Origin of the sequence: Nostoc sp. LPT (genome assembly GCF_017115165.1) — a bacterium.
Lineage (GTDB): Bacteria > Cyanobacteriota > Cyanobacteriia > Cyanobacteriales > Nostocaceae > Nostoc.
This window is the reverse complement of the sequence record NZ_JABXKF010000029.1, coordinates 1-26,531: the sequence shown is the minus strand read 5'-3', so window position 1 is coordinate 26,531 and position 26,531 is coordinate 1. Positions and strand designations below refer to the sequence as shown.

Annotated in this window: 23 protein-coding genes, 1 pseudogene and 1 CRISPR repeat array; of the genes and pseudogenes, 11 read left to right on the top strand and 13 right to left on the bottom strand. The window is 42.7% G+C overall.

The genetic code is table 11. The annotated features are described in order from the left end of the window. The first annotated feature begins 1 nt into the window (after nucleotide 1). The 4 genes from HWQ58_RS06035 to HWQ58_RS06020 all read left to right on the top strand — a co-directional run bounded on the left by HWQ58_RS06035 (nucleotide 2) and on the right by HWQ58_RS06020 (nucleotide 5,291). Nucleotides 2-3,115, top strand: coding sequence for an MFS transporter (locus tag HWQ58_RS06035; RefSeq protein WP_292859091.1), 3,114 nt, complete (start codon nucleotides 2-4; stop codon nucleotides 3,113-3,115). A 311-nt stretch (nucleotides 3,116-3,426) separates the two neighbouring features. Further along, nucleotides 3,427-3,708 carry a hypothetical protein gene (locus HWQ58_RS06030; RefSeq protein ID WP_292859089.1) on the top strand — a complete coding sequence of 94 codons (282 nt, stop codon included), beginning with the start codon at nucleotides 3,427-3,429 and terminating at the stop codon, nucleotides 3,706-3,708. Between the two features lie 280 nt (nucleotides 3,709-3,988). Further along, complete coding sequence (locus tag HWQ58_RS06025; protein WP_292859087.1) at nucleotides 3,989-4,231, top strand: hypothetical protein; 243 nt, start codon at nucleotides 3,989-3,991, stop codon at nucleotides 4,229-4,231. 118 nt (nucleotides 4,232-4,349) lie between these two features. After that, nucleotides 4,350-5,291: a PHB depolymerase family esterase gene (locus tag HWQ58_RS06020; RefSeq protein ID WP_292859085.1), complete on the top strand. Its 942-nt coding sequence runs from the start codon at nucleotides 4,350-4,352 to the stop codon at nucleotides 5,289-5,291. Nucleotides 5,292-5,303: 12 nt separating this feature from the next. Here HWQ58_RS06020 and HWQ58_RS06015 read toward each other — a convergent pair whose 3' ends face one another. The 3 genes from HWQ58_RS06015 to HWQ58_RS06005 all read right to left on the bottom strand — a co-directional run bounded on the left by HWQ58_RS06015 (nucleotide 5,304) and on the right by HWQ58_RS06005 (nucleotide 8,667). Further along, nucleotides 5,304-6,134 carry a dienelactone hydrolase family protein gene (locus tag HWQ58_RS06015; protein WP_292859126.1) on the bottom strand — a complete coding sequence of 277 codons (831 nt, stop codon included), beginning with the start codon at nucleotides 6,132-6,134 and terminating at the stop codon, nucleotides 5,304-5,306. A gap of 307 nt (nucleotides 6,135-6,441) precedes the next feature. Next, a CRISPR array of direct repeats spans nucleotides 6,442-7,421; the repeat unit is 37 nt; unit sequence ATTGCAATTCATCAAAATCCCTATTAGGGATTGAAAC. Nucleotides 7,422-7,426: 5 nt separating this feature from the next. After that, nucleotides 7,427-7,948 carry a DUF29 family protein gene (locus HWQ58_RS06010; RefSeq protein WP_292859083.1) on the bottom strand — a complete coding sequence of 174 codons (522 nt, stop codon included), beginning with the start codon at nucleotides 7,946-7,948 and terminating at the stop codon, nucleotides 7,427-7,429. A 95-nt stretch (nucleotides 7,949-8,043) separates the two neighbouring features. After that, nucleotides 8,044-8,667 carry a class I SAM-dependent methyltransferase gene (locus tag HWQ58_RS06005; RefSeq protein ID WP_292859081.1) on the bottom strand — a complete coding sequence of 208 codons (624 nt, stop codon included), beginning with the start codon at nucleotides 8,665-8,667 and terminating at the stop codon, nucleotides 8,044-8,046. A gap of 93 nt (nucleotides 8,668-8,760) precedes the next feature. Between HWQ58_RS06005 and hemH the strand changes: the two genes are divergently transcribed. Beyond that, nucleotides 8,761-9,927 (top strand): ferrochelatase, encoded by a 1,167-nt coding sequence (gene hemH, locus HWQ58_RS06000; protein WP_292859079.1) that lies wholly within the window; start codon nucleotides 8,761-8,763, stop codon nucleotides 9,925-9,927. A 149-nt stretch (nucleotides 9,928-10,076) separates the two neighbouring features. Here hemH and HWQ58_RS05995 read toward each other — a convergent pair. The 6 genes and pseudogenes from HWQ58_RS05995 to HWQ58_RS38330 form a co-directional block, all read right to left on the bottom strand. Next, nucleotides 10,077-10,643, bottom strand: a pseudogene (locus HWQ58_RS05995) (DUF4126 domain-containing protein). 322 nt (nucleotides 10,644-10,965) lie between these two features. Beyond that, nucleotides 10,966-12,261, bottom strand: a complete 1,296-nt coding sequence (gene purB / locus HWQ58_RS05990) for an adenylosuccinate lyase (protein ID WP_292859076.1) — start codon at nucleotides 12,259-12,261, stop codon at nucleotides 10,966-10,968. Nucleotides 12,262-12,301: 40 nt separating this feature from the next. Further along, the gene (locus HWQ58_RS05985) at nucleotides 12,302-12,853 is read right to left on the bottom strand and encodes a DUF421 domain-containing protein (protein ID WP_292859073.1); all 552 of its coding nucleotides are present in this window, start codon (nucleotides 12,851-12,853) and stop codon (nucleotides 12,302-12,304) included. A gap of 156 nt (nucleotides 12,854-13,009) precedes the next feature. Beyond that, nucleotides 13,010-14,026 (bottom strand): YihY/virulence factor BrkB family protein, encoded by a 1,017-nt coding sequence (locus HWQ58_RS05980; protein WP_292859070.1) that lies wholly within the window; start codon nucleotides 14,024-14,026, stop codon nucleotides 13,010-13,012. 287 nt (nucleotides 14,027-14,313) lie between these two features. After that, on the bottom strand, nucleotides 14,314-15,015 hold the full coding sequence (locus tag HWQ58_RS05975; RefSeq protein WP_292859067.1) for a microbial rhodopsin family protein: 702 nt from the start codon (nucleotides 15,013-15,015) through the stop codon (nucleotides 14,314-14,316). Between the two features lie 437 nt (nucleotides 15,016-15,452). After that, on the bottom strand, nucleotides 15,453-15,560 hold the full coding sequence (locus HWQ58_RS38330; RefSeq protein ID WP_366837439.1) for a hypothetical protein: 108 nt from the start codon (nucleotides 15,558-15,560) through the stop codon (nucleotides 15,453-15,455). A 63-nt stretch (nucleotides 15,561-15,623) separates the two neighbouring features. Here HWQ58_RS38330 and HWQ58_RS05970 point away from each other — a divergent pair, with 63 nt between their 5' ends. From HWQ58_RS05970 to HWQ58_RS05960, 3 genes are all read left to right on the top strand, one after another. Further along, nucleotides 15,624-16,280, top strand: coding sequence for a type I restriction endonuclease (locus HWQ58_RS05970; protein ID WP_292859065.1), 657 nt, complete (start codon nucleotides 15,624-15,626; stop codon nucleotides 16,278-16,280). A 434-nt stretch (nucleotides 16,281-16,714) separates the two neighbouring features. Continuing rightward, nucleotides 16,715-17,191: a hypothetical protein gene (locus HWQ58_RS05965; protein WP_292859063.1), complete on the top strand. Its 477-nt coding sequence runs from the start codon at nucleotides 16,715-16,717 to the stop codon at nucleotides 17,189-17,191. Beyond that, complete coding sequence (locus tag HWQ58_RS05960) at nucleotides 17,188-20,265, top strand: tetratricopeptide repeat protein (RefSeq protein ID WP_292859061.1); 3,078 nt, start codon at nucleotides 17,188-17,190, stop codon at nucleotides 20,263-20,265. The genes HWQ58_RS05965 and HWQ58_RS05960 overlap by 4 nt, the downstream gene beginning before the upstream one ends. A gap of 220 nt (nucleotides 20,266-20,485) precedes the next feature. Here the strand turns inward: HWQ58_RS05960 and HWQ58_RS05955 are convergent, their stop codons facing one another. From HWQ58_RS05955 to HWQ58_RS05945, 3 genes are all read right to left on the bottom strand, one after another. Further along, on the bottom strand, nucleotides 20,486-22,015 hold the full coding sequence (locus HWQ58_RS05955; protein WP_292859058.1) for a YifB family Mg chelatase-like AAA ATPase: 1,530 nt from the start codon (nucleotides 22,013-22,015) through the stop codon (nucleotides 20,486-20,488). Between the two features lie 172 nt (nucleotides 22,016-22,187). Further along, nucleotides 22,188-23,414 (bottom strand): pentapeptide repeat-containing protein, encoded by a 1,227-nt coding sequence (locus tag HWQ58_RS05950; protein ID WP_292859055.1) that lies wholly within the window; start codon nucleotides 23,412-23,414, stop codon nucleotides 22,188-22,190. Between the two features lie 879 nt (nucleotides 23,415-24,293). Then, nucleotides 24,294-24,503, bottom strand: a complete 210-nt coding sequence (locus tag HWQ58_RS05945; RefSeq protein WP_292859052.1) for a hypothetical protein — start codon at nucleotides 24,501-24,503, stop codon at nucleotides 24,294-24,296. Nucleotides 24,504-24,708: 205 nt separating this feature from the next. Between HWQ58_RS05945 and HWQ58_RS05940 the strand changes: the two genes are divergently transcribed. From HWQ58_RS05940 to HWQ58_RS05930, 3 genes are all read left to right on the top strand, one after another. Then, on the top strand, nucleotides 24,709-25,323 hold the full coding sequence (locus HWQ58_RS05940; RefSeq protein WP_292859049.1) for a Uma2 family endonuclease: 615 nt from the start codon (nucleotides 24,709-24,711) through the stop codon (nucleotides 25,321-25,323). Between the two features lie 66 nt (nucleotides 25,324-25,389). After that, nucleotides 25,390-25,992, top strand: coding sequence for a hypothetical protein (locus tag HWQ58_RS05935; protein WP_292859046.1), 603 nt, complete (start codon nucleotides 25,390-25,392; stop codon nucleotides 25,990-25,992). After that, nucleotides 25,985-26,113 (top strand): hypothetical protein, encoded by a 129-nt coding sequence (locus HWQ58_RS05930; protein ID WP_292859043.1) that lies wholly within the window; start codon nucleotides 25,985-25,987, stop codon nucleotides 26,111-26,113. The genes HWQ58_RS05935 and HWQ58_RS05930 overlap by 8 nt, the downstream gene beginning before the upstream one ends. A 123-nt stretch (nucleotides 26,114-26,236) precedes the next feature. Here the strand turns inward: HWQ58_RS05930 and HWQ58_RS05925 are convergent. Further along, a partial coding sequence (locus HWQ58_RS05925) for a hypothetical protein (protein WP_292859040.1) occupies nucleotides 26,237-26,531 on the bottom strand: 295 nt, incomplete at its 5' end.

Genomic DNA, 26,531 nt, shown 5'->3' with positions numbered 1-26,531 from the left:
AATGTTCCAAAGTACGGAAATCATGGTGGGACTGCATAAACCACTATTGTGGTTAGCACAGGTTCCAGTAGAACGCTCAAACGTCACACCAGAACAAGCATCGGTTCTCATTTCCGGGCCGCGCTTTTTTGTGGCTTTAATCTCCGGGGTGATTCTTGCCTTTGCTTTCCAATTAGTTCTAACTAATCTCTCCCTTGCAGCCGGTATTTCCTACCTGGGGCACTCATCTGATTCGGATTCAGATAATGGGGAAGTCGGGAGTTTGGGTGGCAGCATTCGCAAAATCGGCACAGCAGTAGGGATTTGGACATTACTCACTGTGACGGTCGCCTTATTAATCGCTTCTTATCTAGCAGTAAAATTGAGCCTTGTGATCTCAGACCGAGGATTGGGAGCGATTCTCGGTTTGGTGATTTGGGGTGCTTACTTTTTGCTTTTAGTTTGGGTAAGTTCCACCACCGTAGGCTCCTTAATTGGCTCAGTTGTCAATACGGCAACATCTGGGTTTCAGGCGATTATGGGGACTGCTACCGCCGCACTAGGCGCTAAAGCTGTGAATAGCCAAGTGGTAGCCACAGCTGAAGCCGCCGCCGCCGCCGTCCGTCGAGAACTAGGAAGCGCCATCGACCCCGTGAGTATCCGGGAAAACATTGAAGATTACTTAGAAAAGATCCGTCCTCCAGAGCTAGATGTATCAAAAATTCGGAGTGATTTTGAAAATTTACTCAACGATCCGCAATTAAAAGCGATCGCCGGGACTCCAGATATCCGCAACATCGACCGCCAAAAGTTTATTGAGTTAGTCAGCAGCCGCACCGATCTTTCTAAAAAAGACGTTAGCCGCATTGCTGATACTTTGTATAAAGTTTGGCAGCAAGTGGTAAGTCAACAACCACCCACCGAAGACCGTTTGGGTGAGTTGATGGATTATTTGAAATCACTCCCACCAGGACAAACCAAAACAGATGAACTCAATGCCAAGCTGGATCGGTTATTAGCAGAAAAGGGTGATTCCAAAGAATCTGACCAAAAGGCAGCCTCTGGGCCAATTCAAAGTACAATCCAGCAAGGACTATCCGCCTTAACCGCCACTGTGCTGGGACGGGCAGATTTGCCTGATTTGGATGTGGAAAAAATCTTAGGTAGTCTCACTAGCGCTAAAGATAAAGTCACCCAACAAGCAGATAAGCTAGGCTTGCCAACACCATCACAACCCTATAGTCCAATTCGGGCTGATGTCGAAAACTACCTGTACAATACTTATGCTTGGCAACTGAGTCCAGAAAGAATTGCCCAGGAATTTCATGATGTCATCTACGACCCAGCAGCTGACCCTGGAATCGTCCGCAGGGAACTAGAACGACTATCCCGCAATGATTTCGCCAAAATTTTGCAACAACGGGGATTGCTTACCCAAGGTCAAATTCAGCGCATTGTAAATCAGCTAGAAACTGTCCGCCAAGAAGTGCTAATAACAGTCAGAGCTGTTGAAGAAAGAGATATCGTCCAAGACTTGCAACGCGCAGTAGAAAGTTATCTGCTCATTACTCCGAAGGCAGATTTGACACCTGAAGGCATTGAGCAGAATTTTAAACCACTTTTGGAAGACTCAGAGGCAGATTATGAAACCCTGACATTACGACTAGCGCACCTTGACCGCCAAGAAATTCGGCAGATATTGCTACAACGTAATGATGTCCAGTTATATGAAGTAGACAGCATTCTCGATGAGTTGGAAAAACAACGCGATCGCGTCTTGGTAGAATCCAAAGGACTAGCAGAACAGGCACAATATCAAGCAGAAACCCTGTGGCTAAATGTAGAATCATATCTGCGTAACACCGGAAAATCAGAACTGAATCCTGATGGTATTCGCGCCGACTTCAAAAAGCTACTAGAAGATCCTCAAGCTGGAATTAGCTCAATTCGGGCACGCTTGTCTCGCTTTGACCGCGATACCTTAGTGCAATTGTTGAGTCAGCGGGAAGATTTGAGTGAAGATCAAGTTAATCAAATCATCAATGCTACTGAGGAGTCATGGTATAGTATTCGCCACACACCCCAAATTGTAGTCGATAAAGCAAAAGAGCAATACGACTCTGTGACGACAACAATCGCAGATTATCTGCGGAATACTGGCAAACAAGAACTGAATCCAGAAGGTATTGGGCGAGACTTGACCAGATTGTTTGAAAATCCCAAAGAGGGAGCCGTCGCACTGCGCCGTCGGTTGTCGCAGGTAGACAGAGATACATTAGTGAAATTGCTCAGTCAACGCCAAGACTTGAGTGAAGAACAAGTCAATGAAATCATTGATTCCACCCAAACTTCGATTCGTAACTTTGTGCGTGCGCCTCGTCGCCTAGCTAGCCGCACACAGCAAAGAGTAGAATCATTCAAAGGTTATTTGGAAGATTATCTGCGCCAAACTGGCAAAGAAGAACTCAATCCTGAAGGTATCAAACGCGACTTGCAATTATTGTTGCACGATCCGCGAGTTGGCGTAGAAAGCTTTGGCGATCGCCTTGGACAGTTTGACCGTTCTACGATCATCGCCCTGCTGAAAATTCGGGAAGATATTTCTGATGAAGAAGCAGCGCGGATTGCCGATAATATAGTGTCCGTAAGGGATCAATTTGTTGAACAAGTGCGGAGTATCCAACGCGGCATTCAAGATGCAATTGATGGGGTTTTTGCCCGCATTCGTAACTATCTCAACTCCCTGGATCGCCCGGAACTTAACTATGATGGTATTAAGCGCGATGTTCGCACAGTTTTTGACGATCCCCAAGCGGGGTTTGATGCCCTGCGCGATCGCCTGTCCTCCTTTGACCGTGATACCCTAGTGGCAATTATGAGTTCTCGTGAGGACATCTCCGAAGAAGATGCTAACCGGATCATCGACCAAATTGAACGGGCACGCAACACAGTATTGCAACGTGCAGAACGCATACAGCAGGAAGCCCAACGCCGCCTAGAACAGGTGAAGCATCAAGCACAGCGGCAAGCAGAAGAAACCCGCAAAGCCGCAGCTACAGCAGCGTGGTGGCTGTTTGCTACAGCATTCGTCTCCGCCATTTTCTCTGCATTAGGAGGAGCGATCGCTGTAGTTTAACAAGTTGTCTCCGCTAACTTTTCAGCCTCCCGGTATGGGGGGCTTTTCTATGTTTTGCAGACTTACGAGTAGAGAGTAGGGCATCCTTGGCAGGTTAAGGTCATCAACTATTTCTTAATAAGTAATAGTGCTGCAAAACTTTTCAACAGCTTTTATCTCTCTAATCTCAGCAATTAGATAGGTGTAAATAGATTTACTTTAATGTTTTAATGTGATTAAATAACTTGCAATTAAATTTCAGCCTACTATCAATAAATATACCTGTAATTTTTGCAAGTTAATAATTTTTACCTAAGTAGCAATTTCAAACAATGGAAAATACAGAAAATACATTAATTGATAAAACCTTCCGTGACAGCAATGGTAACATTGTTTTGGGTCAAATGCCAAACCCACCACTGATTCTTTGGATAGTTGCTAGTTTACTAACTCTAGTTTTGACAACAGGTAAAATCAATACAGTCTTAGACTTTCTGGCAAATGGTGCCTTGTTTACTTGGGCATGGATGGAGCTATTTCAAGGCGTTAATTATTTTCGCAGAGCGCTAGGTCTTGCCGTATTGATTGGGATGATCGCATACAGAATCCAGTAAACATACATAATTGAGTAGCAAATAATACTAATAAAATAGGAGTTCTAAACTCCCTTTTTTTGTCCAAAATTCAAAATGTGAATAAAGTCATACTGAAATTATGACTTTGTTCCACTGTGTTTTCTTATTCAGCATTTTAAACTGAGAGCAATACAGCAAATCAATTAAGTCGTGTAACAAACAAAACTTACTGGAAAGTTAATGAGTAAGAATATTTGTTCACAAATTATTGAGAAATACTGTATAAAACTCAAGAAAATAAATTGATGGAGATTTGAATATGAAACGTATTCTATTAGGTACATTACTTGCTCTCCCATTTGCAATTTCCTCCTTGCCGTCACAAGCATCAGCAGCAGAAATCATTGTTAGACCCAATGTTCATAGAGCTGCTATTGTGCATAAACCTGGTGTTGCCCGATTTCAACTAAAGTTAATTCCTGCACATTGGGAAACAGTACGACGTGGTAATAGGTGGGTTAAGGTTAGAGTTCCTGCTCGTTATGTAAATGTCAGAGTTTAATATCTAAATAGAGGCTAACAACTCAACTAGAGTTGTTAGCCTCTGTTAGGTAAAAATTTGTTGCTGAATAAGATTTTGAAGTAAATATAAGTAGCTGACATCAGTCAACTTAATCAACATGAATATATATCAGAATTTTCGGCTTGTTAAAAAATTTTTAATCTTTCTATTAGGAATTAGTTTAATAACAGCCTGCGATTCCATTCAGGCTGAAGAAAACAGTATAACTAAAGAAAAAATCTTGATTGGTGACAATTATGGAGAACTATACGATCAAGGAAAGTTACGTACCTACTATTTTTATACCCCAAAATCTTATAATCTAGACCGCCCAATGCCGTTAGTTTTAGTGTTTCATGGAGATGATGGTAATGGTCGGTCTATCAGTAATGTGACTCGCTTCAATGAATTAGCAGATCAAAAAGGATTTATTGTTGTTTATCCAGATGGAATTGACCAAACATGGAGCCTTAGAGCTAACACTCAAGGAAAGGTGGATGATGTTTTGTTTGTCAGTGCTTTGATTAGTCATCTTCAGCAGCAACTTAATATTGATAGTCATAAAGTTTATGCCACCGGTTTTTCTAGAGGTGGCATACTTACCCAAGCACTGGCTTGTAAGTTACCTGATAAAATTGCTGGTTTTGCATCAGTAGCTGGTTCGCTCCCAGCTAGACTAAAACCTAATTGCCAGCCTCAAACTTCCATCTCGATGTTAACGATCAACGGTACAAACGATCGCGATGTCCTTTATGAAGGTGATGACTACACTCAACGAGGAGCGCTGGTTTCGATCTCAGACATGGTAGATTTTTGGCGATCGCACGATCGATGTACCTTATCAAATGCATCTTTGAAGTTTTCTAAAGATAAAGTGAAAACCGCTATCTACACAGGTTGTAGTGGCAACTCTGAAGTTTGGCAGCTAGCGGTAGTAAACGGTGGACATTTCTGGCCTGGTGGTTCTTCAACTGACAAGAGCCTGAACAAATTCAATGCAAAGCTGGGGCTGAACGCCAGTGAAACAATTTGGGACTTTTTTCAGCGTCACAGTTCATGAGTAGCTAATTTTTTAAACACCATTTTGCTTAAACCATGCCAAGAGGCGTTTCCAACCATCCTGAGCTTCTTTCTCACGGTAGGAAGGGCGATAATCGGCAAAAAATGCGTGGGGTGCATTGGGATAGACGATGATTTCAGATTTGCTACTGCTGGACTGTAAGCGCTCACGCATCTGCTCTACTGTATCAAGAGAAATACCTGTATCTTTCCCACCATAGAGTCCGAGAATGGGGACTGTCAGTTTTGATGCAATATCGACAGGATACTTGGGCTGAAGTTCGGTAGCATCGCCCACCAGTCGCCCATACCAAGCTACACCAGCCTTCACTTGGGGATTATGTGCTGCATATAACCAAATAATACGACCGCCCCAACAGAAACCTGTAATTCCCAACTTCTCGCCATTACCCTTAGCTGACTTCTTTGCCCAGTTTAGTGTGGCATCAAGATCGGATAATACTTGGGCGTCTGGTACTTTGGCGACAATTGGACGAATTTCGTCTATGTTGCTTAACTTCGAGACATCGCCTTGACGCACGAATAATTCGGGTGCGATCGCTAAATATCCCAACCGAGCAAAGCGACGAGTGATATCCTGGATATGCTCGTGTACACCAAAAATTTCCTGGATTACCAGAATGATTGGGAAATTATCACCAGTAGATGGTGCTGCTCTATAGGCAGGAATTTCGCCATCTTTGACGGGAATTTTTACTGCACCAGCTACTAACCCCTTGGCATCAGTAGTGATGACTCCGGCAGAAATGGGTTGTACTGCGAGGGCAAAACCTGTCGCCACTGTAGCTGTTGCAATAAATTTGCGGCGCGTTATTTCTTTCATCATCTCTACGTTGAATTACTAAGTTCCCTTATATTTAGGTTACTGTATGGTCAAATAGCGCGGAGGGGTAGGTGTACAAATTTCACAACCTAAAAAAAGTGCTTCTATCTCAACACCAGCAAGCGTTTCACCCGACTAATTGTCCAAATTCATCCGCGCAATCTCTGAAATGCTTACAATAATTGAGTTTCAGCCTTCAACCTTTCCCGACACTCTTCCCAAAGAAATTCTCTAATGCTATGATTGCTCTAGAATCGCGCAACCGCACCTTGAAAACTAAATATAGCTTGGCTTTCAGGCTCCCGCTATTGCAATTCATCAAAATCCCTATTAGGGATTGAAACAAAAAGATTACAAGAGAGAGGAGAGTATGCACCGCATTTACATTGCAATTCATCAAAATCCCTATTAGGGATTGAAACTTATGGGCGGCGGCTGGTATTCTTGCTGCTGTGTATTGCAATTCATCAAAATCCCTATTAGGGATTGAAACAAAGATATTCTCCTACTCCGTGTTGGCTTAATCGATTGCAATTCATCAAAATCCCTATTAGGGATTGAAACGTCGCGATCGCATTTAACTAATTTGCTATGCGTATTGCAATTCATCAAAATCCCTATTAGGGATTGAAACTTGTAATCTATGGTAAGCCTCGTGTAACTCGTAAGATTGCAATTCATCAAAATCCCTATTAGGGATTGAAACTCCAATGCTGACACTGGCGTAGTTCTTCTAGTACTTCCTCATTGCAATTCATCAAAATCCCTATTAGGGATTGAAACTTGAATTTGCTGATCAATTGGGTGGTATATATGGAATTGCAATTCATCAAAATCCCTATTAGGGATTGAAACGCTGTAAGTGTTGTAGCTTCTGCTTTTTGCGCTAAATTGCAATTCATCAAAATCCCTATTAGGGATTGAAACTTAGAAGATTGAGCTAGCTATTAACAGTAAAATATTGCAATTCATCAAAATCCCTATTAGGGATTGAAACTTCCACTTTGGAGATCCACGAAGTACCCACAAAATATTGCAATTCATCAAAATCCCTATTAGGGATTGAAACTAATCCGGGAGTGATACCTGCGGTGGAGCAAAGCTATTGCAATTCATCAAAATCCCTATTAGGGATTGAAACTTAAAGGACCGCGCTAATTTACCAACATTTTTAGGAATTGCAATTCATCAAAATCCCTATTAGGGATTGAAACTCAATCAACAAGTAATTGATAAATACGCGATCGCCTATTGCGATTCATCAAAATCCCTATTAGGGGTTGAAACATTTTTTACCGCCTACCTGCTTTCCAATCTTCTCCACCGCATAACTGAGTTAAATTTTCAGCCAAAACTGTGGGTAACTCCTTAGCTGAATAGGAATAAGTTAGCGCCAAAAACGTTAACGCAGTCTGAATAATTTGGTTCCTATCCACTATTTCAGACAGTTGGAATTGATTATATACTCCATTCTTTACTTCATCGCTGGCATCTGCGATCGCATCTTCAATCACTTCCTCTTCTATCAAACTCTCCCACTCCCCTAAATTAATATAGTAAGATTTTTTATTATCTTTGATATTAAGACTTTTAATTTCTCGGATTGAATTACGAATAGAATTTGCCCATGAACCAGTTAATCGTTGTTCTACCCGGTTCTTAATCAAATGAATCAGCAAAATCCTTAAATAAGCTTGGATATTCCGCAGAATAGCTTGTTTACTCATGCCTTCTAATTCGTCTACAATTGCTAAGGCATCTGCATAACGTCCTTCCAAAATACTCTTTTTGAGGTCTATTAGTTCCTGCGTCATTTTTTCACCGCTTACCTGCTTAAGTACTATATAAAAATAACCTATACTTTATTAATAGCAGAGTCTCTTAACTGCCATTAATAAAGTAGTATTGTTCATTTATTAGCTTGTATCACTTGCAAACTTCCACCTGCATATAAAGTAGACATACTCACTTCAAAGCCAGTCTTAGCTAACAACTCAGCTAAATCAGTTTTCAGCAGTTCCCAAGCTGTTTCCGTCTCAAACAACAACAAAAACACCGATATCCCAGGCCAAAATATCGGATTTGTCGGAGCGTGAAAATCCACCAGCGTAAACACTCCTCCTGGCTTCAGTACCCGATAAACTTCATTAATAATTTTTCGTAATTGCTGAGGCTGCATCTCGTGTAATGCAACGCTGGTATGCACCATATCAAACAAATTATCTGCAAATGGCATCTCCTCAGCAAAAGCTTCTATGTATGAAGCTTCCGGTACATTTAGCCGCGCCCGTTGCAAAGACTTGGGTGAAGCATCCAATCCTGTTACGTTTTGTGAAGTTTTTACTAAAAACTCCGTCGTTTGGCCACTACCACAACATAAATCTAAAACCTGAGAATCTGAGTGAATTGTTAAGCCTTGCAAAGCAAGTTGCCGAAAACGGGCTTCACCACCTACACTTAAGGCTGCTAAACGAGAGATACCATCATATAACCACTGATAGCGGTAACTCCAATCTCTTAAAATTGTTGCCATTGCATATTTCCTTGCTATTAAGCTTTATATTTAATAAAGATATATTGTTAACATTAGTAAAAAACCTGAAAAGATTGGGGGAAAGTAACTGCTATGGGTCGTGTAGGCGTCTTATTACTCAATCTCGGTGGCCCCGATAAGCTAGAGGATGTTGGGCCGTTTTTGTACAACCTATTTTCCGATCCGGAAATTATTCGCCTACCATTTCGCTGGTTGCAAAAGCCCCTAGCCTGGTTTATTGCCTCAAGGCGAATCAGAACATCTAAAGAGAATTATAAGCAAATTGGTGGTGGTTCCCCACTGCGGAGGATCACAGAAGCGCAAGGGGAAGCCCTAAAAGAACAGTTGGGTTATTTGGGACAAGAAGCCAATATCTACGTGGGAATGCGTTATTGGCATCCGTATACAGAAGAGGCGATCGCACAAATTACCCAAGATAAGGTAGAACACTTGGTAATATTACCACTATATCCCCAGTTTTCTATCAGCACCAGTGGTTCCAGCTTCCGGCTTTTAGACAAACTTTGGCAAGAAGATCCAAAACTTCAACCTATTGATTACACCGTCATTCCTTCTTGGTATAAACAACCAGGCTATCTTCAAGCAATGGCGCAACTTATAGCCCAGGAACTTGAGCAATTCCCGAACCCGGATGAGGTTCATATATTCTTCAGCGCCCACGGCGTTCCGAAAAGCTACGTTGAAGAAGCTGGCGACCCTTACCAGATGGAAATTGAAGAATGTACTGCATTGATTATGCAGACTCTCAATCGACCCAATGTCCACACCTTAGCTTACCAAAGTCGTGTCGGCCCAGTAGAATGGCTTCAACCCTATACTGAAGACGCCCTCAAAGAACTAGGCGCACAAGGCGTGAAAGATTTGGTTGTCGTGCCAATTAGTTTTGTCTCAGAGCATATCGAGACACTACAAGAAATTGATATTGAGTATCGAGAAGTAGCTGAAGAATCAGGAATTCACAACTTCCGCCGCGTACCGGCTCCCAATACCCATCCAGTATTTATTAATGCACTAGCTGAACTAGTGATTGATGCACTGAGAAATCCCAGTTTCAAGCTTTCGCAAGCTGCCCAAATGAAAAAAATGGTAAAAATGTACCCTCAAGAGCGTTGGGAATGGGGTCTGACAACTAGTGCTGAAGTATGGAATGGTCGGATTGCGATGCTGGGTTTTATTGCCTTAATCGTAGAGTTGATTACCGGTCACGGCTTCTTGCACATGATTGGGCTTTTGCAGTAAAGGGCATTGGGCATTGGGCATTGGGCAGTGGAAAACTCTTCCCTTGTATTCCCGTCCCTTGCGCGTCTTTGTTAGGAGGAGTTCTGTACCCTGTTGGGGATGGCTACGCCATCTAAGGAAGGCCGATCTTCAGACCTATCTCCTTGTCCCTAGTCCCCCATACCCCATGCCCCATGCCTTCTCTCTTTGTGATACCAGTCATACCACTGCTTCGCACTACGAACTGCAAACCAGAGCAGTATTAAAGCAATCACTCCTCCTTGCCAAGGAGCATCAAAGGCAAATAATACTAGAGCGATGCACAAGGTATCTTGAAGGAAGACTGCCCACAGAGGTAAGCCACGTAAGCGATAGAACCAACCAACTTGGACGAGCTGGAGTACCAAAGCTAACAAACCCCCAATTATGGCAATCAATCAGTTTGGCGTTGCTGTTGCTGTAGCTACTCCTAACCCCATAATTGCGCCCACCAGGGGAGACATGAATAACTGAATCAGTTGGAGCGATCTTTGCCCCCATAGCTTTTTTGAGAAAAATAATTCAATTAATGACCAACTGGTGAGGCAGCCTAATAATATTGGTGGAGAAATGTGAGATAAAATTGGAACTTGCGACCACAAGTTACTACCCTGCAATAATCCAATAATCAGCAAAGGTATGCCTATTCTCATTCCTGCTGCCGCAGAAGCAGAAAGTGTGGCTAGGATTTCAATCATCAAAGCACTCGTAATATTAATAAATAAGCAAGTATTTGTTATGTATACTACCCAGTGCTGGCAATAATTCGAGCATCAAAAAGATTCCAATCTTAAATGTTGTTAGTATCTTCATATAGAACTCATATTTGATTGTGTGAAAAAACTCCGTACAACTTAAAGAGCCTTTTTCCGGTTGCCTCTTGCCTGTCTATCGCGCACCACGCAAATAAGTTCAAAAATCAAATCGGATTGCTATATATCTTTTTTGATAATATCTGCGTATTTTTTGGGTAAGAGGTTTGTAGTAAGCGTTTAAACGCTTACTACAAGGAAATTAATCCTAAATACTCAATCGTTGGTAAACTGCTTCTAAATGCCGCAGATGTTCTTGGGGGTCGAAACAAACCTCTAGTTCTGCTGGAGACAACTTTTGGGTAACACGCGGATCTTTGCTAATCAAGTCTTGGAAGTTTCCTTCTGGCTGATTCCAAGCGGCATGAGCGCTTTCTTGAACGATCGCATAAGCCTCTTCTCGGCTGCTTCCTTTGTCTATCAAAGCCAGTAACACTTTTTGGCTGAACACAACGCCGCCGTAACAGTTGAGATTACGTTTCATGTTCTCAGGATAGACCAACAAGTTTTTCACCAAATCGGTTATTTCTGACAACATAAAGTGGGTCAAAGTACAAGTATCTGGCAAAATTACCCGTTCTACAGAACTGTGAGAAATGTCTCGCTCATGCCATAAAGCAACGTTTTCTAAAGCTGCACCAGCATGACTTCTGATGAGTCGTGCCATTCCTGTCAGTCGTTCCGAACGGATGGGGTTACGCTTGTGTGGCATTGCTGAGGAGCCTTTTTGACCTTTGGCGAAGAATTCTTCGACTTCTAAAACGTCTGTTTTTTGGAGATTGCGAATTTCTACAGCAAAGCGTTCGATGGTTGCAGCTACCAAAGCTAATTGTTGCACGTAGTCGGCGTGGCGATCGCGGGAAATAACTTGGGTTGAGACCGTATCGGGTTTGAGTCCGAGTTTTTGACAAGCTATCGCTTCTACACGCGGTTCAACGTTAGCATAGGTTCCCACTGCACCGGAAATCTTACCTACAGCAATAGTTTCGCGGAGTATTATCAAACGTTCTTGGTGTCGCAACACTTCTGCTAACCAACCAGCTAGCTTAAAACCAAAAGTAATCGGTTCAGCGTGAATACCGTGCGATCGGCCAGCCATCACTGTATGACGATGTTCCCGTGCTTTTTGGCGAATTACCTGAATCAAATCTTCCAGACGTTGCAATAATATATCCAAACTGGCAACTAATTGCAATGCTAAAGCTGTATCCAAAACATCCGAACTCGTTAAACCCAGGTGAATGTAGCGTCCGGCATCACCAACATATTCATTGACATTTGTCAAGAAAGCAATGACATCGTGGCGGACTACAGCCTCAATTTCCAGTACCCGCTTTGGATCAAAATCTGCCTTAGCCTTAATTTCCTCAACGGCTTCAGATGGAATGTAACCAAGTTCAGCTTGAGCCTCACAAACAGCAATTTCGACTTGCAGCCAAGTTTTTAGTTTATAGGCTTCACTCCACAGATTAGCCATTTCGGGCAAAGTATAACGCTCAATCACAGTTCGGCACAGAATACAACCGTCATATTTTACAGTTTAATTAATGTACATCGCTTTTTAAGGCTACTTTTTGCTCAGGGACGGAAGCAGTTTTTGAATTCGACGTGATGATACTAATCCTACCGTCAGCCTCCATATATGCAAACTTCACATCAGCTAAAAATTCTACACCTTGCTGACGTAACTTGCTCATCAACTCATCGTCTGTAATTAACTCTCGTTGCAGATGGCGCTCAATCAGCCGACCATTTTTTACTAGTAGCAGCGGTGGCTGATTCATAAAACGTTGGAACTGGGGTATTTTGTAGCCTAACCAGTTCAGCAAATAGCTCCAAAAAATCACAGTTCCTACCAGGATAGCCCCCTCAGTAATAGATGTATAATTGCTTGCCATAGCATTTTGAGCAGCTTCAGCAAATAGCACTACTACGAGTAAATCAGTGATTCCTAGTGTTCCTAGTTGTCGGCTAGGAAGCACGCGTAGCACTGAGAACAGCGCTAAATAAACCAGCGAACCACGGATAATCAACTCAAAGACGCTGATGCTAGGAACAAAGATTGCCTGCCAATTGATAAAAAACCATTTTTCCATTAGCACTGATTTTCTTCCTTTTTCAATAGACTTCTGGAAAAAATCCAGTATCAGGTTATTTATCTGTGGTCTTATTTCATAAAACTGACTTTTATTAGAGGTTAAATACTTCAACATCTATCAAAGTTACAAATGTATAATCCCAGTGTTAAGGGATTAAAATCGCTGATTTTTTCTTCTCTGTTTTAAGCGCTTGGGCTTCTTGAAAGACTGGAACAAGCGATTAATAAAGCTAGAAGAAGGCTTTTTCTTAGTGGACGATTGCCCCGTTGGAGTCTTGCCATTATATTCCGTGTTATCAGATAAAGGTATGGCATGTTTAGATGGGGTTATGCCGCTACCGTATCTTCTGGCATAAACTTGGGTAAACTCCGCACCGAAGAAAAGAATCTGTGCGGCATAGTTAACCCAAGCTAAGATTACCACCAGTGAACCAGCTGCACCATAAGCTGAACCAAAACTGCCATTACCTAAATATTGTCCTAACAAAAATCTACCAATAGAAAACAAAAAGGAGGTGAGCATAGCTCCAATTAAAACATCACTCCAAGCAATTTTGACATCTGGTAGGACTTTAAAAATGAGTCCAAACAGGAACGTAGTGATGGTAAAGGAGAGGATGAAATTGAGAATCTGCCAGAGGAAATCGACACCTGGCAGCAAGTTACTAAAGTATGTGACTAATGCTGCTAATGCCGTACTAATTACCAGAGAAACTAAAAGTAAAAAGCCAATCCCGATCACCATTGCAAAGGACAAAACGCGTAAGCGAATAATGTTAGTTACGCCGCGTCCGGGTTTCGGTTTCACTTCCCAAATCGTGTTGAGGGAATCTTGCAATTCAGTAAATAAACCAGTAGCACCCAATAACAAAACTACAATACTAATAATCGAAGCGATCGCTCCTGTTTTTGGTTTGTTAGCATTCTGAATGGCTGTTTGGATAAACTCTGCGCCATCTGGGCCGACTAAACCTTGAATTTGTCCAACGATTTGCCCTCTTGCCGCCTCTTCTCCAAATACTGCCCCTGCGATCGCAATTACAATAATTAGTAACGGTGCAATGGAAAAAATCGTGTAATAAGCTAAGGCCGCCGCTAACCGTGAGGCTTTATCGTCACTCCATTCTTTGAATGTCTCTTGTAATAACTTCCAAATCGCCTGCAAATTCATCCAATCAGTCTCCTTAAGAGATATCGCTTACTTCCTGATATATTGGATACTGATTTCATAAGTAGAGGCATCCTCCCAAGGGAGTTTGTGAAGCGTCCTTGGGGAGGAATTTAGCAGAGTCGGTAATTTTTTGACGAGAATATCTATAAATAATTTGCTTTTTGGTAGAAAATAGGTAGGGCGATCGCTTTAGTATATAAAATGCAGTGGCAGCGATCACATAATCCCTTGATTGATTCCCCTAATTCGGTTAGCTATTCTATTGCCTCGGACTGAAAATTTATTACTTACTCATATAACGCTTCCGATTCAGTAACCGATTCTCCTGCCTGTTCTAAATTACGTAGGGTGTTTAACGATAGAAAACCAAACCCGACTTTAGAGGCAATATCTAGTAGCGTATAACCCATTGTTTCCCCACCTTGACCAAAAGCGTTAAACCATTCTGGACTAAGAATCCACACAATTGGATAAAGTGTCCACAGCACTAGATGCACAGTTACCAGCTTGCGGAATGCTTGCTTGGATCTGGGATGTTTGCGTTCTGCCTCGATCCGGTAGGGCTTCACTAATAAGTAGAAAACCGCTAGGTAAGCACCACAACTCACAATATACCAGATGTAGCTGATCGGCTTGGGTGTAATTGTGGCGAGGAAGCCAGTGGCAAGCATATAGGCGTTTGCTCCTAACAAGCTACCTGTAATCAGCAGGCTTGTTTTTCCTAAGAAAGTCAGATCCAACAACAACAGCGGCGTTGAACAAAACCAAGTGACAAATCGCACCCAATAAGTTGGACGATCGTTGATGATGTTAACTCCTTGACCAAGTGCCATTGCTAAGTACAGCCCACTAGCAATCAAGCAGATGAAAAAATTAAGTGTATACAGTATTTTCCAGCGTTCATTTTTACCATTGTGTGCGCCTATGCCGAAAAAAGCACAACCCAGCGCCATACTGATGACACCAATCCACAGCCAAGTTTGAACCATAAATATTTTCCTGCTTGTTGGTAAGGGATTTCCAAGAAATAAATTATCCAAATAAACGTAGACGCAAAGCGGTGAAGCAGCGCGGTCTTGGGGGTTTCCCCCATGAGCGACTGCTGAACCCGGAGGGCTTGCCGCAGACTACCACTCCAGACGCAGAGAACACAAAAAGAGAAGAAATAGAGGGAATTTTTGCGTCAGTTTTGGGATATTTTTTATTTGGAAGTCCCTAACTATTAATGATAAATTGCTAAGGAGAACTTTTACTAATTACCCTTATTTGTTTTTGCTTGCATATAATCCATTATTTGTATTTTTTATTGTACTAGTCTTAATCATTAAAAAATGTATTTTAAGGGAGATTTTAGATTAATAAAAAATTAGTAAAAATCTGATTTAAATACAATCAAAAATTAGACTTTAGTAGCTTGCACTTTAGTTCAGTACAAGCAGTCTCGTCTAGAGCAATACTTTCTTGCTAAATCTGCAATAGTCCGTGCTAGTTTGAGAATGCGATGTCTACGACGGGCTATTCGGCGTCGCGTCAATTGGCGATAATTAAAGATCCGCCCATGTTGATAATATAACAAAGCAACTGTTACCTAAAAGCAATGACACAGACGGCAGCAATTACAGAAGCGATTACCACTCTTCAGGATGCAGAAAATCGATTCGGTTTTGTCCGTGTTGAAGACGAGCAATTTTTCCCAGAGTGGTATGAGGGATTGTCTGAAATTACGGAAGCGGAAAAAGCCTGTGTGGATGTCGTGCGGCGTAGGTATCTCTATCACCGTGCCGGAGGTGATTTACTAGAAGGGACAGTCATATTGTTGTTGGTGTCACCAATACTTGCACTCTCTGGATTTTACGATCCTCCTTTCAGAATTAAGGCTGAATCATCTGTGGAACTAGTGCTAGATGATGGCGAGGAGATACTGCGCGGACGGATTGATGTTTTAGTCCTACAAAATCAATTGTGGGTGATGGTGTTAGAGTCGAAAAAAATCACGCTGTCAGTTTGGTCGGCTGTACCGCAAGCCCTAGCTTATATGATGGCTAACCCCAACCCCAGTAAACCTGTGTTTAGGATGGTGACGAATGGAGACGATATTTTATTTGTCAAAGTGACGCAAACAAATACACTACAGTACGATTTGTCAAGAGTTTTTGCTCCGTTTGCATCTGCGAGAGAACTGTACGCGGTTTTGCAAATTCTCAAGGGTATTGGTCAGGTAATCTCTTTTGGAACAGCGGAGTCGAGGCTTTAATAAAGCTAAAGAAAGAGAAAAAAAGATTCGTTAACGGAGTTCAAAGCCTCATTAATGAAGCTCAAAGACTCATTAAAGGAGTTCAATAACTCATTAATGAAGCTCAAAGACTCATTAATGGAGCTCAAAGACTCATTAATGGAGCTAAAAGACTCATTAATGGAGTTCAATAACTCATTAATGAAGCTCAAAGACTCATTAAAGGAGTCCAAAGACTCATTAATGGAGCTCAAAGACTCATTAATGGAGTTCAAAGACTCAATTGCATAACATGTTGTTAAAAAAACTATTCCCAGACTACGGCTGAGAATAAGAAATCTCGTGGTTGGGGGCAGAAAATTTTTGTGCTACTAAGTTTTTAGAGTTGCCTCCCTAAGTTTACTGAGAAAATTAACTAGAATCGTTTGTAATGGTCTAGTATCATACTCAATTATATGGAACCAATTATCTCTGGTGCGATCGCTCTTTTACCTTTAATCGGCAATAAGGTTGTCGAGTGGTCAACAGAAAAGACTTTGGATGCTGGTTTAGCCAAAGTTAAGCAACTTATAGCCAAAGCCAAGCAAATTCTAGCAAAAAAATCACCTGCAACAGCCGCAGCTTTAGAAACCGCAGCCGCACAAGCAGCCTTACCACCGGGAGAACGAAAAGATATTGGTGAGGCAGTGTTAGTAGAACAGGTAAAAAAAGCAGCAGAAGCAGACCCGGAAATTAAAGAAGCTGTAGAAGCATTAGGAAATCAAGTCAGTACGGCTGCACAAGCTAACCCGGAACTGGCAAAGGCTATTGCAGAGTTAACCGCAGCTATTAAAGCGCAAAGTCCGACAATAGTAGAGAACTGGCAAGGTATAAATATTAAGGGTGGCGAGAATACTATCAGCAATCCAACCTTAAACTTTGGCAGCAAATGACCAATCAGAATTGGCAAGGGGTAAACATTGGGGGTGGTGAGACTAACATCAACAACCCAATCATCAATTTTGGTTCACCAGAGCAAAATTCTCCACCAAATATCCCCAACAATCTAATTTACAAAAGCGTGGTTAAGTTTGTTGGGCGAGACGATGAACTTACCAAAATCCATCACCAATTGCAGCAGTCAGATAAAGTCGCAATTTCGGCGGTGGCTGGGATGGGTGGTGTTGGTAAAACACAACTAGTAACTGAATATGCACGAAAACATGAGGCTGATTATCCAGGCGGTATCTGCTGGCTGAATGCGAGAGCAACGGATTTAGCAGCCAGCATTGTGCAATTTTATCGGTTGTACATTGGTAAAGAAATCCCAAAAGAATTCGGCGGAAAACTGCTGAATCTCCAAGAACAAGTACAGTGGTGTTGGCAGCATTGGCAACCGTTTGAGGGTTTGGTGTTGGTAGTATTAGATGATGTCACGAATTTAGAAAGTCTGGGAGAGATACAGCCGACAGCGAACCGCTTCCGGGTACTCATCACTACCCGGTTACGCAACCTCAACCCCAATTTTGTGCAGGAAATTTCCTTAGATGTACTCCCGGAAATCAAAGCTTTAGAACTGCTAACAGCTTTTGTGGGTGAAAAGCGGATACAACAAGAAGAAATAACAGCTAAAGACTTGTGTAAATGGTTGGGATATTTACCCTTGGGGTTGGAGTTAGTAGGACAGTATTTAGCAGAAGATCCAGATTTATCTTTAGCAGAAATGCTTGAAAGGCTGAAGGCGCAACACCTGGACGATGAAGCACTAGAAAGGAGACACTCAACCCTGAGTGCAGCACAGCTAGGAGTTAAAGCTGCCTTTGAATTAAGCTGGCGAGAACTGGATGAAAAAACCCAGCTAGTAGGTGCATTATTGAGTTTATTTGCCCCTGATGTCATACCTTGGCAATTGGTAGAGTCTACCAGTGAGTTGCTGAATTGGGCAAAAGCAGATGTAACAGAAGCCAGAAAGCAACTCTACAAACGTAATCTCATTCAAATATTAAAAGAGAAAAACGCTTGTTATCAAATTCATCCCTTAATTCGGGAATTTTTTCAAGGGAAATTTAGACAAGTTCCCCTCATTGCAGGTGGGGAAGAGTTAGGGGTGGAGTTCAAACAAGCTTTTGCAGTAGCGATGGTAGCAAAGGCAAAAGAAATTCCTGAAACTCTCACCCGTAAAGTTATCGAGTCAGTAGAAGATACTATTCCCCATATTCAAGAAGTAGCCCAAAATTTAATTGATGTTGTCAAGGATGAAGATTTAATTTTGGTGTTTGTTGGCTTGGGTAAGTTTTATGAAGGACAGGGTTTATATAGGTTAGCAGAACCTTGGCGTATGCAGTGTTTATCAACAGTCAAAACCCGTTTGGGAGAAGAACATCTCCACGTTGCCCAAAGCCTCAACAACTTGGCTAGTCTCTACTATTTCCAAGGAAATTACACCGCAGCCGAACCCTTGTATCAGCAAGCTTTGGCAATGAGAAAACGCCTGCTAGGAGATGAACATCCCGACGTTGCCCGCAACCTCAACAACTTGGCTGAACTCTACCGTTCCCAAGGAAATTACACCGCAGCCGAACCCTTGTATCAGCAAGCTTTGGCAATGAGAAAACGCCTGCTAGGAGATGAACATCCCGACGTTGCCCGCAACCTCAACAACTTGGCTGAACTCTACCGTTCCCAAGGAAATTACACCGCAGCCGAACCCTTGTATCAGCAAGCTTTGGCAATGAGAAAACGCCTGCTAGGAGATGAACATCCCGACGTTGCCGGCAACCTCAACAACTTGGCTTTACTTTACTTCTCCCAAGGAAATTACACCGCAGCCGAACCCTTGTATAAGCAAGCTTTGGCAATGTATAAACGCCTGCTAGGAGATGAACATCCCAACGTTGCCAGCAGCCTTAACAACTTGGCTTTACTTTACTTCTCCCAAGGAAATTACACCGCAGCCGAACCTTTGTATCAGCAAGCTTTGGCAATGTATAAACGCCTGCTAGGAGATGAGCATCCCGACGTTGCCCAAAGCCTCAATAACTTGGCTGAACTCTACCGTTCCCAAGGAAATTACACCGCAGCCGAACCCTTGTATCAGCAAGCTTTGGCAATGAGAAAACGCCTGCTAGGAGATGAACATCCCGACGTTGCCGGCAACCTCAACAACTTGGCTTTACTCTACTTCTCCCAAGGAAATTACACCGCAGCCGAACCCTTGTTACAGCAAGCTTTGGCAATGAGAAAACGCCTGCTAGGAGATGAACATCCCGACGTTGCCCGCAACCTCAACAACTTGGCTGAACTCTACCGTTCCCAAGGAAATTACACCGCAGCCGAACCCTTGTATCAGCAAGCTTTGGCAATGTATAAACGCCTGCTAGGAGATGAACATCCCGACGTTGCCCAAAGTCTCAACAACTTGGCTTCACTCTACTATTTCCAAGGAAATTACACCGCAGCCGAACCCTTGTATCAGCAAGCTTTGGCAATGAGAAAACGCCTGCTAGGAGATGAACATCCCGACGTTGCCCGCAACCTCAACAACTTGGCTGAACTCTACCGTTCCCAAGGAAATTACACCGCAGCCGAACCCTTGTATCAGCAAGCTTTGGCAATGTATAAACGCCTGCTAGGAGATGAACATCCCGACGTTGCCCAAAGTCTCAACAACTTGGCTTCACTCTACTATTTCCAAGGAAATTACACCGCAGCCGAACCCTTGTATCAGCAAGCTTTGGCAATGAGAAAACGCCTGCTAGGAGATGAACATCCCGACGTTGCCGGCAACCTCAACAACTTGGCTTTACTCTACTTCTCCCAAGGAAATTACACCGCAGCCGAACCCTTGTTACAGCAAGCTTTGGCAATTTTTGAGCAAAAATTAGGTGTCAATCATCCTAATACAGTTGAATGTCGTAAAAACCTGAAATATCTTCACTTAGTCCCTCTGGTGCGAAGAGTGTTTAAGATAGGGGCGATCGCAATTCTAGCGATCATAGTCTTCATGATAATTAGAGGTTGGGCTTAACCCAAGCGTATTGGTTTTTAATTGTGGTAGTACTAGTTTCGCATAGGGGCGATTTCTAAATGCATCTATCCGGCACTAGCTTGGTAGAACTCAATTAGCTCATCTAGGGTAGTAAACATACAGCAGATTTCAAGTTAATGAAGTACAGTGTCTAGCCTTCAAAGCTAGACACAGAGCCTATTCTAATTCTGAATTCTGACTCCTGAATTCTGAATTCTTCTTACTGCATTCTATCAATTGTGCGATATTGAATTGCTTCTGCTACATGATTCGGTTTGAGTTTTTCCTCTGCTGCCAAATCTGCAATCGTTCGTGCTACTTTGAGAATGCGATCGCTTGCTCTTGCCGATAAACCTAATTTTCTAATTGCTGCTTCCAATAAATTGCGGCTAGCATCATCTAACTTGCACCATTTCTGGAGATGACTACTTTGCATCTGGGCATTACAACGCAGATTTGCTTCTCCTTGAAAACGGGTAATGGCGCGATCGCTTGCTTGTTGCACTCGTTCGCGTACTGATGTTGATGTTTCTCCCGTAGGTTGTTGGGTAATTTCTTCTGGTTTCAAGCGATTCACTGCAACTTGTAAATCAATTCGATCCATCAACGGCCCAGAAAGCTTTGCCCAATATTGCTCGCGTTGGCGGGGAGAACAAGTACATTGTTGGATGGTATCGCCATAGTAGCCACAAGGACAGGGATTAGTACTCGCCACCAAAGTAAACTGCGCGGGAAACATTACCGATAATTTGGTGCGGGAAATTGTGACGTAGCCATCTTCTAGAGGTTGGCGCAGAAATTCTAAAACATCTCGTTTAAATTTCGTGAGTTCATCGAGAAAAAGTACACCTCTGTGAGATAATGAGATTTCTCCAGGACGAGGGAAACTACCACCACCCACCAGAGAAGGCCCGGATGCCGAGTGGTGGGGACTGCGAAAAGGGCGATTGCGTACCAATGAACCACGATTTTTCAATAAACCAGCTACCGAATGAATGCGAGTCACTTCCAAAGATTCGGCAAAACTCAACGGCGGTAAAATTCCTGGTAAGCGCCTTGCTAGCATCGTCTTCCCACTACCAGGCGGCCCGACAAAAATGAGATTATGCCCACCAGCCGCAGCAATTTCTAAAGCACGACGCCCATGAGCTTGTCCTTTCACATCATGCAAATCTGCGCCAGGGTAGGATACTGTTGTTGTCTGTGTTGTACTATCTATCTGCACAGGTTTGTAACGCCCCGGATTATTTAAAAAATCCACCACCTCAGACAGATGTTTGCAGCCGTAAACAGCCAAATCTTCAACTACTGCTGCTTCTTGGGCATTATCAGCAGGGAGAACTAAACCTGCAATTCCCATCTTTTGGGCTGCTGCTGCGATCGGTAATACACCAGCCACGGGACGCAAACTGCCATCCAAAGAGACTTCGCCCAAAAATAGATAATCCCCCAATAAATCAGCGCTAACTTGCTCAGAAGCCGCCAAAATTCCCACACTAATAGGCAAATCGAAACAGGGGCCTTCTTTGCGTAAATCTGCCGGAGTTAAATTAATTACTATCTTTCGCATGGGAAAGGCAAAGCCAGTATTTTTCAGAGTTGCTTTGACTCTTTCTCTTGATTCTTGAATCGCTGAATCTGGCAGTCCCAAGACAACTATTCCCGGTAATCCCCCTGACACATCGACTTCTACGCCTACTTTGACAGCATCGATGCCCACAATTGATGCACTCCAGACTCTAGCAAGCATTTCTTATATAAGAGTAAACCTTTAGGATCTCTAGCAGATGATTTGGGAGATTGGCATTAGTAAAACCACATAGACGATTTTTCTCAATTACAGCAATTTTCAGGTATTTAGAATTGCCCCTATGACAAATGTGGTTCAAATATATGAAAACTGTTGTAAGTTGCACATTACGTTACCGCCAATGTTGAGGTATTTTCAGATTTTCCGGTAGGATGGTTGTGCGATCGCCAATTGCTTGTTCAATCTGTTGTGATTCTACATTTTCCGAGCCGCTCAAGTTGGCTCCACAGAGGTTAGCTTCTTGGAGATTAGCTTCTTGGAGGTTAGCTGTACTCAGTAATGCACTTTCTAGATTAGCGCCAGCAAGTTTTGCCCTTTGCAAGTTACTGCCAATCAGGTTTGTATCTTGGAGATTGCTACCCTCGAAGTTGACTTCTTCCAAGTTGGCATCACAAAGGATTGCTCCTTCCAAGTTGGCATCACAAAGAACTGCTCCTGTTAAGTTGGCATCACAAAGAACTGTCCCTTCCAAGTTGGCATCGTAAAGGATTGCTTGGGAAAGGTTCGCTTTTCTAAGAACTGCGCCTTGGAGATTGGCTTCTGGGAGGATTGCTTTTTGCAGGTTGGCTTCATAAAGGATTGAGCCACAAAGACAGGTCACTGATAAGTCTGCTTCAGAGAGGTTTACTCTGGTAAAATTGACCCATTGCAAGTTAGCCCCGACAAAAATTGCTCTAGAGAGGTTAGCTTCTGTTAAATCTGCATTGCTGAGGTCTGTATTGCGTAAATCGAGTTTCTGATTGACTGGATCTTTGTATGAGTCGCGTCTTCCAATCACAGTTAAGGCTGTTTGAATATCTGTAGGAAGTTTTGATGATTGTAGTGACTCATCCTCATATTCCCTATTCACTGGGGCATTCTCGCGGATAAAAGCAGCGAGGATTTCCATGATTGTCCAATGATCTTTCGGGGAATCTTTGGCAATTCGTTCCAAAGCATAAATTGCGGCAAATCGCGTTTCAATCTTTTCATTTCCCAGTTGTTCAATCGCTTTAGAAAAGCGTTCGGAAACAATTTCTTGTGGAGTTGGTTGTGTCTGATTAATACAATTTACGATATTGTTATCCCAAGCTAGTGTTCCAGCTAGGAGTTGCGTTAACAAGCTGTGATTCTCATCCAGAGAGAGTCTTGAGGTATAGTAAGCATTAAGAATTAATGCCAATCCCCCAATAATTATGGCAATCGTTGTTAATGCTTGAGTAATATATTCAATTTTTTCTTGATTTGAAAATCCTTGAATATTTTCAAAAAATAATATAATTAGAGTGAATGATAAAATAAATATAACTGAGACAAATCCCAATAAAGTCGTGAGTCCATTGGTCTTTATGAAAGACATGTCATAAGTCTTCATATCCGACTCCTTACGGAAATAAATTTAGGTTGATTCTAAGAGTATTCGTAAAGTTATGATAGAGTACAAACACGGATAAAATTGGCGAAATATTAAATCTACTATATAAAAATTATCTATATAACAATCCTGAATCATTCACGATCAACAAGATTATCGACTTCCTAGAGAAGTCAGGGATCTGATTATTCATGAATGATTAGACATCTGGTAAAGTTAAATATGCGTTCTTCGGTTAGTATCGCTTGGGCTAGCTCTGCATCTAACACGCTGTCTTCCAAAAGGAGAAAACGGAGAACATTCATCAGTTGCTCTCCTTTTGAGCATGAGGTGCGGGAGGTAAAGCACCAACGGGAGGCTGATTGATCGCTGCCCAAAATGTTCTCTAAAATTGACTAAGGCTTTTTGAGTAATACAATATTGCACAACTTCGTTGATGAATTGACTGCGTTGGCGTAGCCTCTCCTCTGGAGAATCGCTTACCCTTTTAATATTTAAGCATTTGCGCCCAGAATAGAAGAGTCATAATGCTGTAGCAAATCTTCTGGGTCATCGTAAATTGCCAGATTACCCAATCCCCAATCCCTAATCCCCAATAAAGAGTCCCTTTTACTTGATCATCCCATGAGAGGAGAAGGGGGTTAGAGAAAAGATGGCGATCGCCTGAGATAATTTTAGAAGGTGCGTAGACGCTGACTCGGTTTGTCGCTAGACATCGCCTCAATAAAACTTCACCAACTCCAAATCACGTTCTGCGCGTTGGATGGCTCCCTCTTTTAACTGTTCTCTAAGATTGACTAAGGCTTTTTGAGCAATATAATATTGCACAGCTTCGTTGATGAATCGACTGCGTTGGCGTAGCCTCTACTCTGGAGAATCGCGTAGCATCTCCTCTGGAGAATCGCCTTTTTCAATAACTCGATCAATTAGTTCAATTGTCTCATCTGGTAAAGTGATATTAATCCGGCGATGCATAATTTTTCGCTCTGTTTTGCATGGCAATCTTATTGTAAATAGTTCTTTGCGTAGTTGAGCGATCGCTTTGTCAGTTCCTTCTTCTATAATTATCTGCAATTGGGCTTGCGTTCGAGACGCTTGGGCGATCGTACAGTGCCGGAGGCGGACGCTAAGAAAGCTTGTAGAATTTGTTATATCATGTCCGCCTAATTAGTTATAATTCGGTGCATTTTTGCAAAAACCAGGAAACCCTCTTTCCCCCTGCCCCCTGCCCTGAAAGCGATGGGATATTTTTTTAGTTGGAAGTCCCTAAGAGGTCAAGATGGTACAAACACCCGCTAGTCCAGAAACCGAAACCCTATTGATTGAGTTGCCTAAGTCAATTGGGCTGTATGTTACCCAAGAACAGTTTGCTGCTTTAGCCGCAGCCAACCGAGACTTGAGACTGGAAAGAACCGCACAAGGAGAATTAATAGTGAACCCACCAACAGGCTGGGAAACTGGAGAGCGAAATTGCAGTATTTCTAGCGAATTGTATTTGTGGTGGCGTAATGCGGGTGAACCTGGTAAGGTCTTTGACTCTTCTACAGGCTTCATTTTACCCAATGGTGCGACTCGCTCCCCCGATGCCTCTTGGGTGAGTGGAGAACGATGGCAGGTGCTTACTTCGGCACAAAAAGGAACGTTTGCTAATATCTGCCCCGATTTTGTGGTTGAGTTACGCTCTAGTTCAGATACCCTCAAGTCCCTGCAAGATAAATTGAGGGAGTATATCGACAATGGCGCTAAACTTGGTTGGTTAATCGACCCGCAGCAGCGACGGGTGGAAATTTATCGACTGGCTAAGGATGTGGAAGTGTTAGAGAATCCTGCTGAGTTGTCGGGTGAAGCGGTGTTGCCGGGTTTTGTCTTGAATTTGCGACGGGTGTGGGATTGAAAGCATCTTGCTCGCTACGGGTTAATTAAATAGTTTTTATATAAGAAAATAATAGGGAAAATCCTGATGCCTTATAGTAAATTTACCCTCAGTAAAGCTGTAGAGGATTTTCAACTGACTATCATTGAAGGCGATCGCTTTCTGCCTGAAATTTCCCCAGTCAATCCAAGTTCTTTACTCAAAGATACACTCAAAGAAACGCTGCCTTGGGCGATCGCAGTCAGTACTGAAAAAGCGCGTTCTGAAGGTATTATCAATCCAGTTTTGTTAGAAGTCAAACGTCAGTTCAAAGGACAAATTAGTGTCTTTTCGGGTGAAGAGTTCAGCGTGCAGCCAGAAATTGATTTGACGGGTTATGTCGATTTTCTAATTAGTCGTTCTCCAGAGCAGTTGTTTATTAAGGCTCCTGCGGTGGTTTTGGTGTCAGCGAAGAAAGAAGACCTTAAACCAGCACTGGGACAATGTTTAGCCGAGATGGTGGCAGCTCAACGCTTTAATCAACAGAAGCAGCAGCCGATTTCAATCATCTACGGAACGGTAACGAGTGGTACAGTTTGGCGGTTTCTTAAACTGGAAGGGCAAACTGTTACGATTGACCTGACCGATTATCCACTGCCGCCGGTTGAGCAAATTTTGGGCAAACTGGTTTGGATGGTGCAAAATGGCTGATGCAGGCGATCGCCTGTCCTACAATGGGAATCTGTTTTCTGGCGATCGCATTGCTACCGGATGGAGCAATTATATAATGTTCGGTGATATGTCATTACGTTCGCCCTTGGCGTTCCCGTAGGGTACGGAACGAAGTGCAGTGAAGTAATCGCAGAGTCATTGTGATTGCTTCGTTGCACTCGCAATGACGTTTTATCTGGCAAGCTGATATTAATCCGGCGATGCATAATTTTTCGCTTGGCTTTTACTTGATATCATCGCAGAGATGCTTGGTGCGATCGTTCAAATTCCGGTTATTCTGCAAATAATCATGCAGCCAATTGCAGCCCCGCACCAGCAATTGGTCTAAATTCTCCACAAGCCACAACCGCGCTGTCTTGTCATAAGAAGCCGTGGCGATGGTTTTGCCGTCCGGGCTGAAACTCACACTATAGACTGGGCCTTGATGCCCTTTGAATTCTTGTAGCAGTTGCCCGTTGAGCGTCCACAACCGCGCTGTCTTGTCATAAGAAGCCGTGGCGATGGTTTTGCCGTCCGGG

Excerpts from the sequence above, each read along its gene's own strand:
- HWQ58_RS06015 (WP_292859126.1), bottom strand. The coding sequence starts at position 6,134 with ATGAAAGAAATAACGCGCCGCAAATTTATTGCAACAGCTACAGTGGCG.
- hemH (WP_292859079.1), top strand. The coding sequence starts at position 8,761 with ATGGGTCGTGTAGGCGTCTTATTACTCAATCTCGGTGGCCCCGATAAG.
- HWQ58_RS06035 (WP_292859091.1), top strand. The coding sequence starts at position 2 with ATGTTCCAAAGTACGGAAATCATGGTGGGACTGCATAAACCACTATTG.
- HWQ58_RS06025 (WP_292859087.1), top strand. The coding sequence starts at position 3,989 with ATGAAACGTATTCTATTAGGTACATTACTTGCTCTCCCATTTGCAATT.
- HWQ58_RS05980 (WP_292859070.1), bottom strand. The coding sequence starts at position 14,026 with ATGAATTTGCAGGCGATTTGGAAGTTATTACAAGAGACATTCAAAGAA.
- HWQ58_RS05975 (WP_292859067.1), bottom strand. The coding sequence starts at position 15,015 with ATGGTTCAAACTTGGCTGTGGATTGGTGTCATCAGTATGGCGCTGGGT.
- HWQ58_RS05965 (WP_292859063.1), top strand. The coding sequence starts at position 16,715 with ATGGAACCAATTATCTCTGGTGCGATCGCTCTTTTACCTTTAATCGGC.
- HWQ58_RS05970 (WP_292859065.1), top strand. The coding sequence starts at position 15,624 with ATGACACAGACGGCAGCAATTACAGAAGCGATTACCACTCTTCAGGAT.
- HWQ58_RS05950 (WP_292859055.1), bottom strand. The coding sequence starts at position 23,414 with ATGTCTTTCATAAAGACCAATGGACTCACGACTTTATTGGGATTTGTC.
- HWQ58_RS05930 (WP_292859043.1), top strand. The coding sequence starts at position 25,985 with ATGGCTGATGCAGGCGATCGCCTGTCCTACAATGGGAATCTGTTTTCT.
- HWQ58_RS06020 (WP_292859085.1), top strand. The coding sequence starts at position 4,350 with ATGAATATATATCAGAATTTTCGGCTTGTTAAAAAATTTTTAATCTTT.
- HWQ58_RS05985 (WP_292859073.1), bottom strand. The coding sequence starts at position 12,853 with ATGGAAAAATGGTTTTTTATCAATTGGCAGGCAATCTTTGTTCCTAGC.
- HWQ58_RS05940 (WP_292859049.1), top strand. The coding sequence starts at position 24,709 with ATGGTACAAACACCCGCTAGTCCAGAAACCGAAACCCTATTGATTGAG.
- HWQ58_RS05955 (WP_292859058.1), bottom strand. The coding sequence starts at position 22,015 with ATGCTTGCTAGAGTCTGGAGTGCATCAATTGTGGGCATCGATGCTGTC.
- HWQ58_RS05960 (WP_292859061.1), top strand. The coding sequence starts at position 17,188 with ATGACCAATCAGAATTGGCAAGGGGTAAACATTGGGGGTGGTGAGACT.
- HWQ58_RS06010 (WP_292859083.1), bottom strand. The coding sequence starts at position 7,948 with ATGACGCAGGAACTAATAGACCTCAAAAAGAGTATTTTGGAAGGACGT.
- HWQ58_RS06005 (WP_292859081.1), bottom strand. The coding sequence starts at position 8,667 with ATGGCAACAATTTTAAGAGATTGGAGTTACCGCTATCAGTGGTTATAT.
- HWQ58_RS05935 (WP_292859046.1), top strand. The coding sequence starts at position 25,390 with ATGCCTTATAGTAAATTTACCCTCAGTAAAGCTGTAGAGGATTTTCAA.
- HWQ58_RS06030 (WP_292859089.1), top strand. The coding sequence starts at position 3,427 with ATGGAAAATACAGAAAATACATTAATTGATAAAACCTTCCGTGACAGC.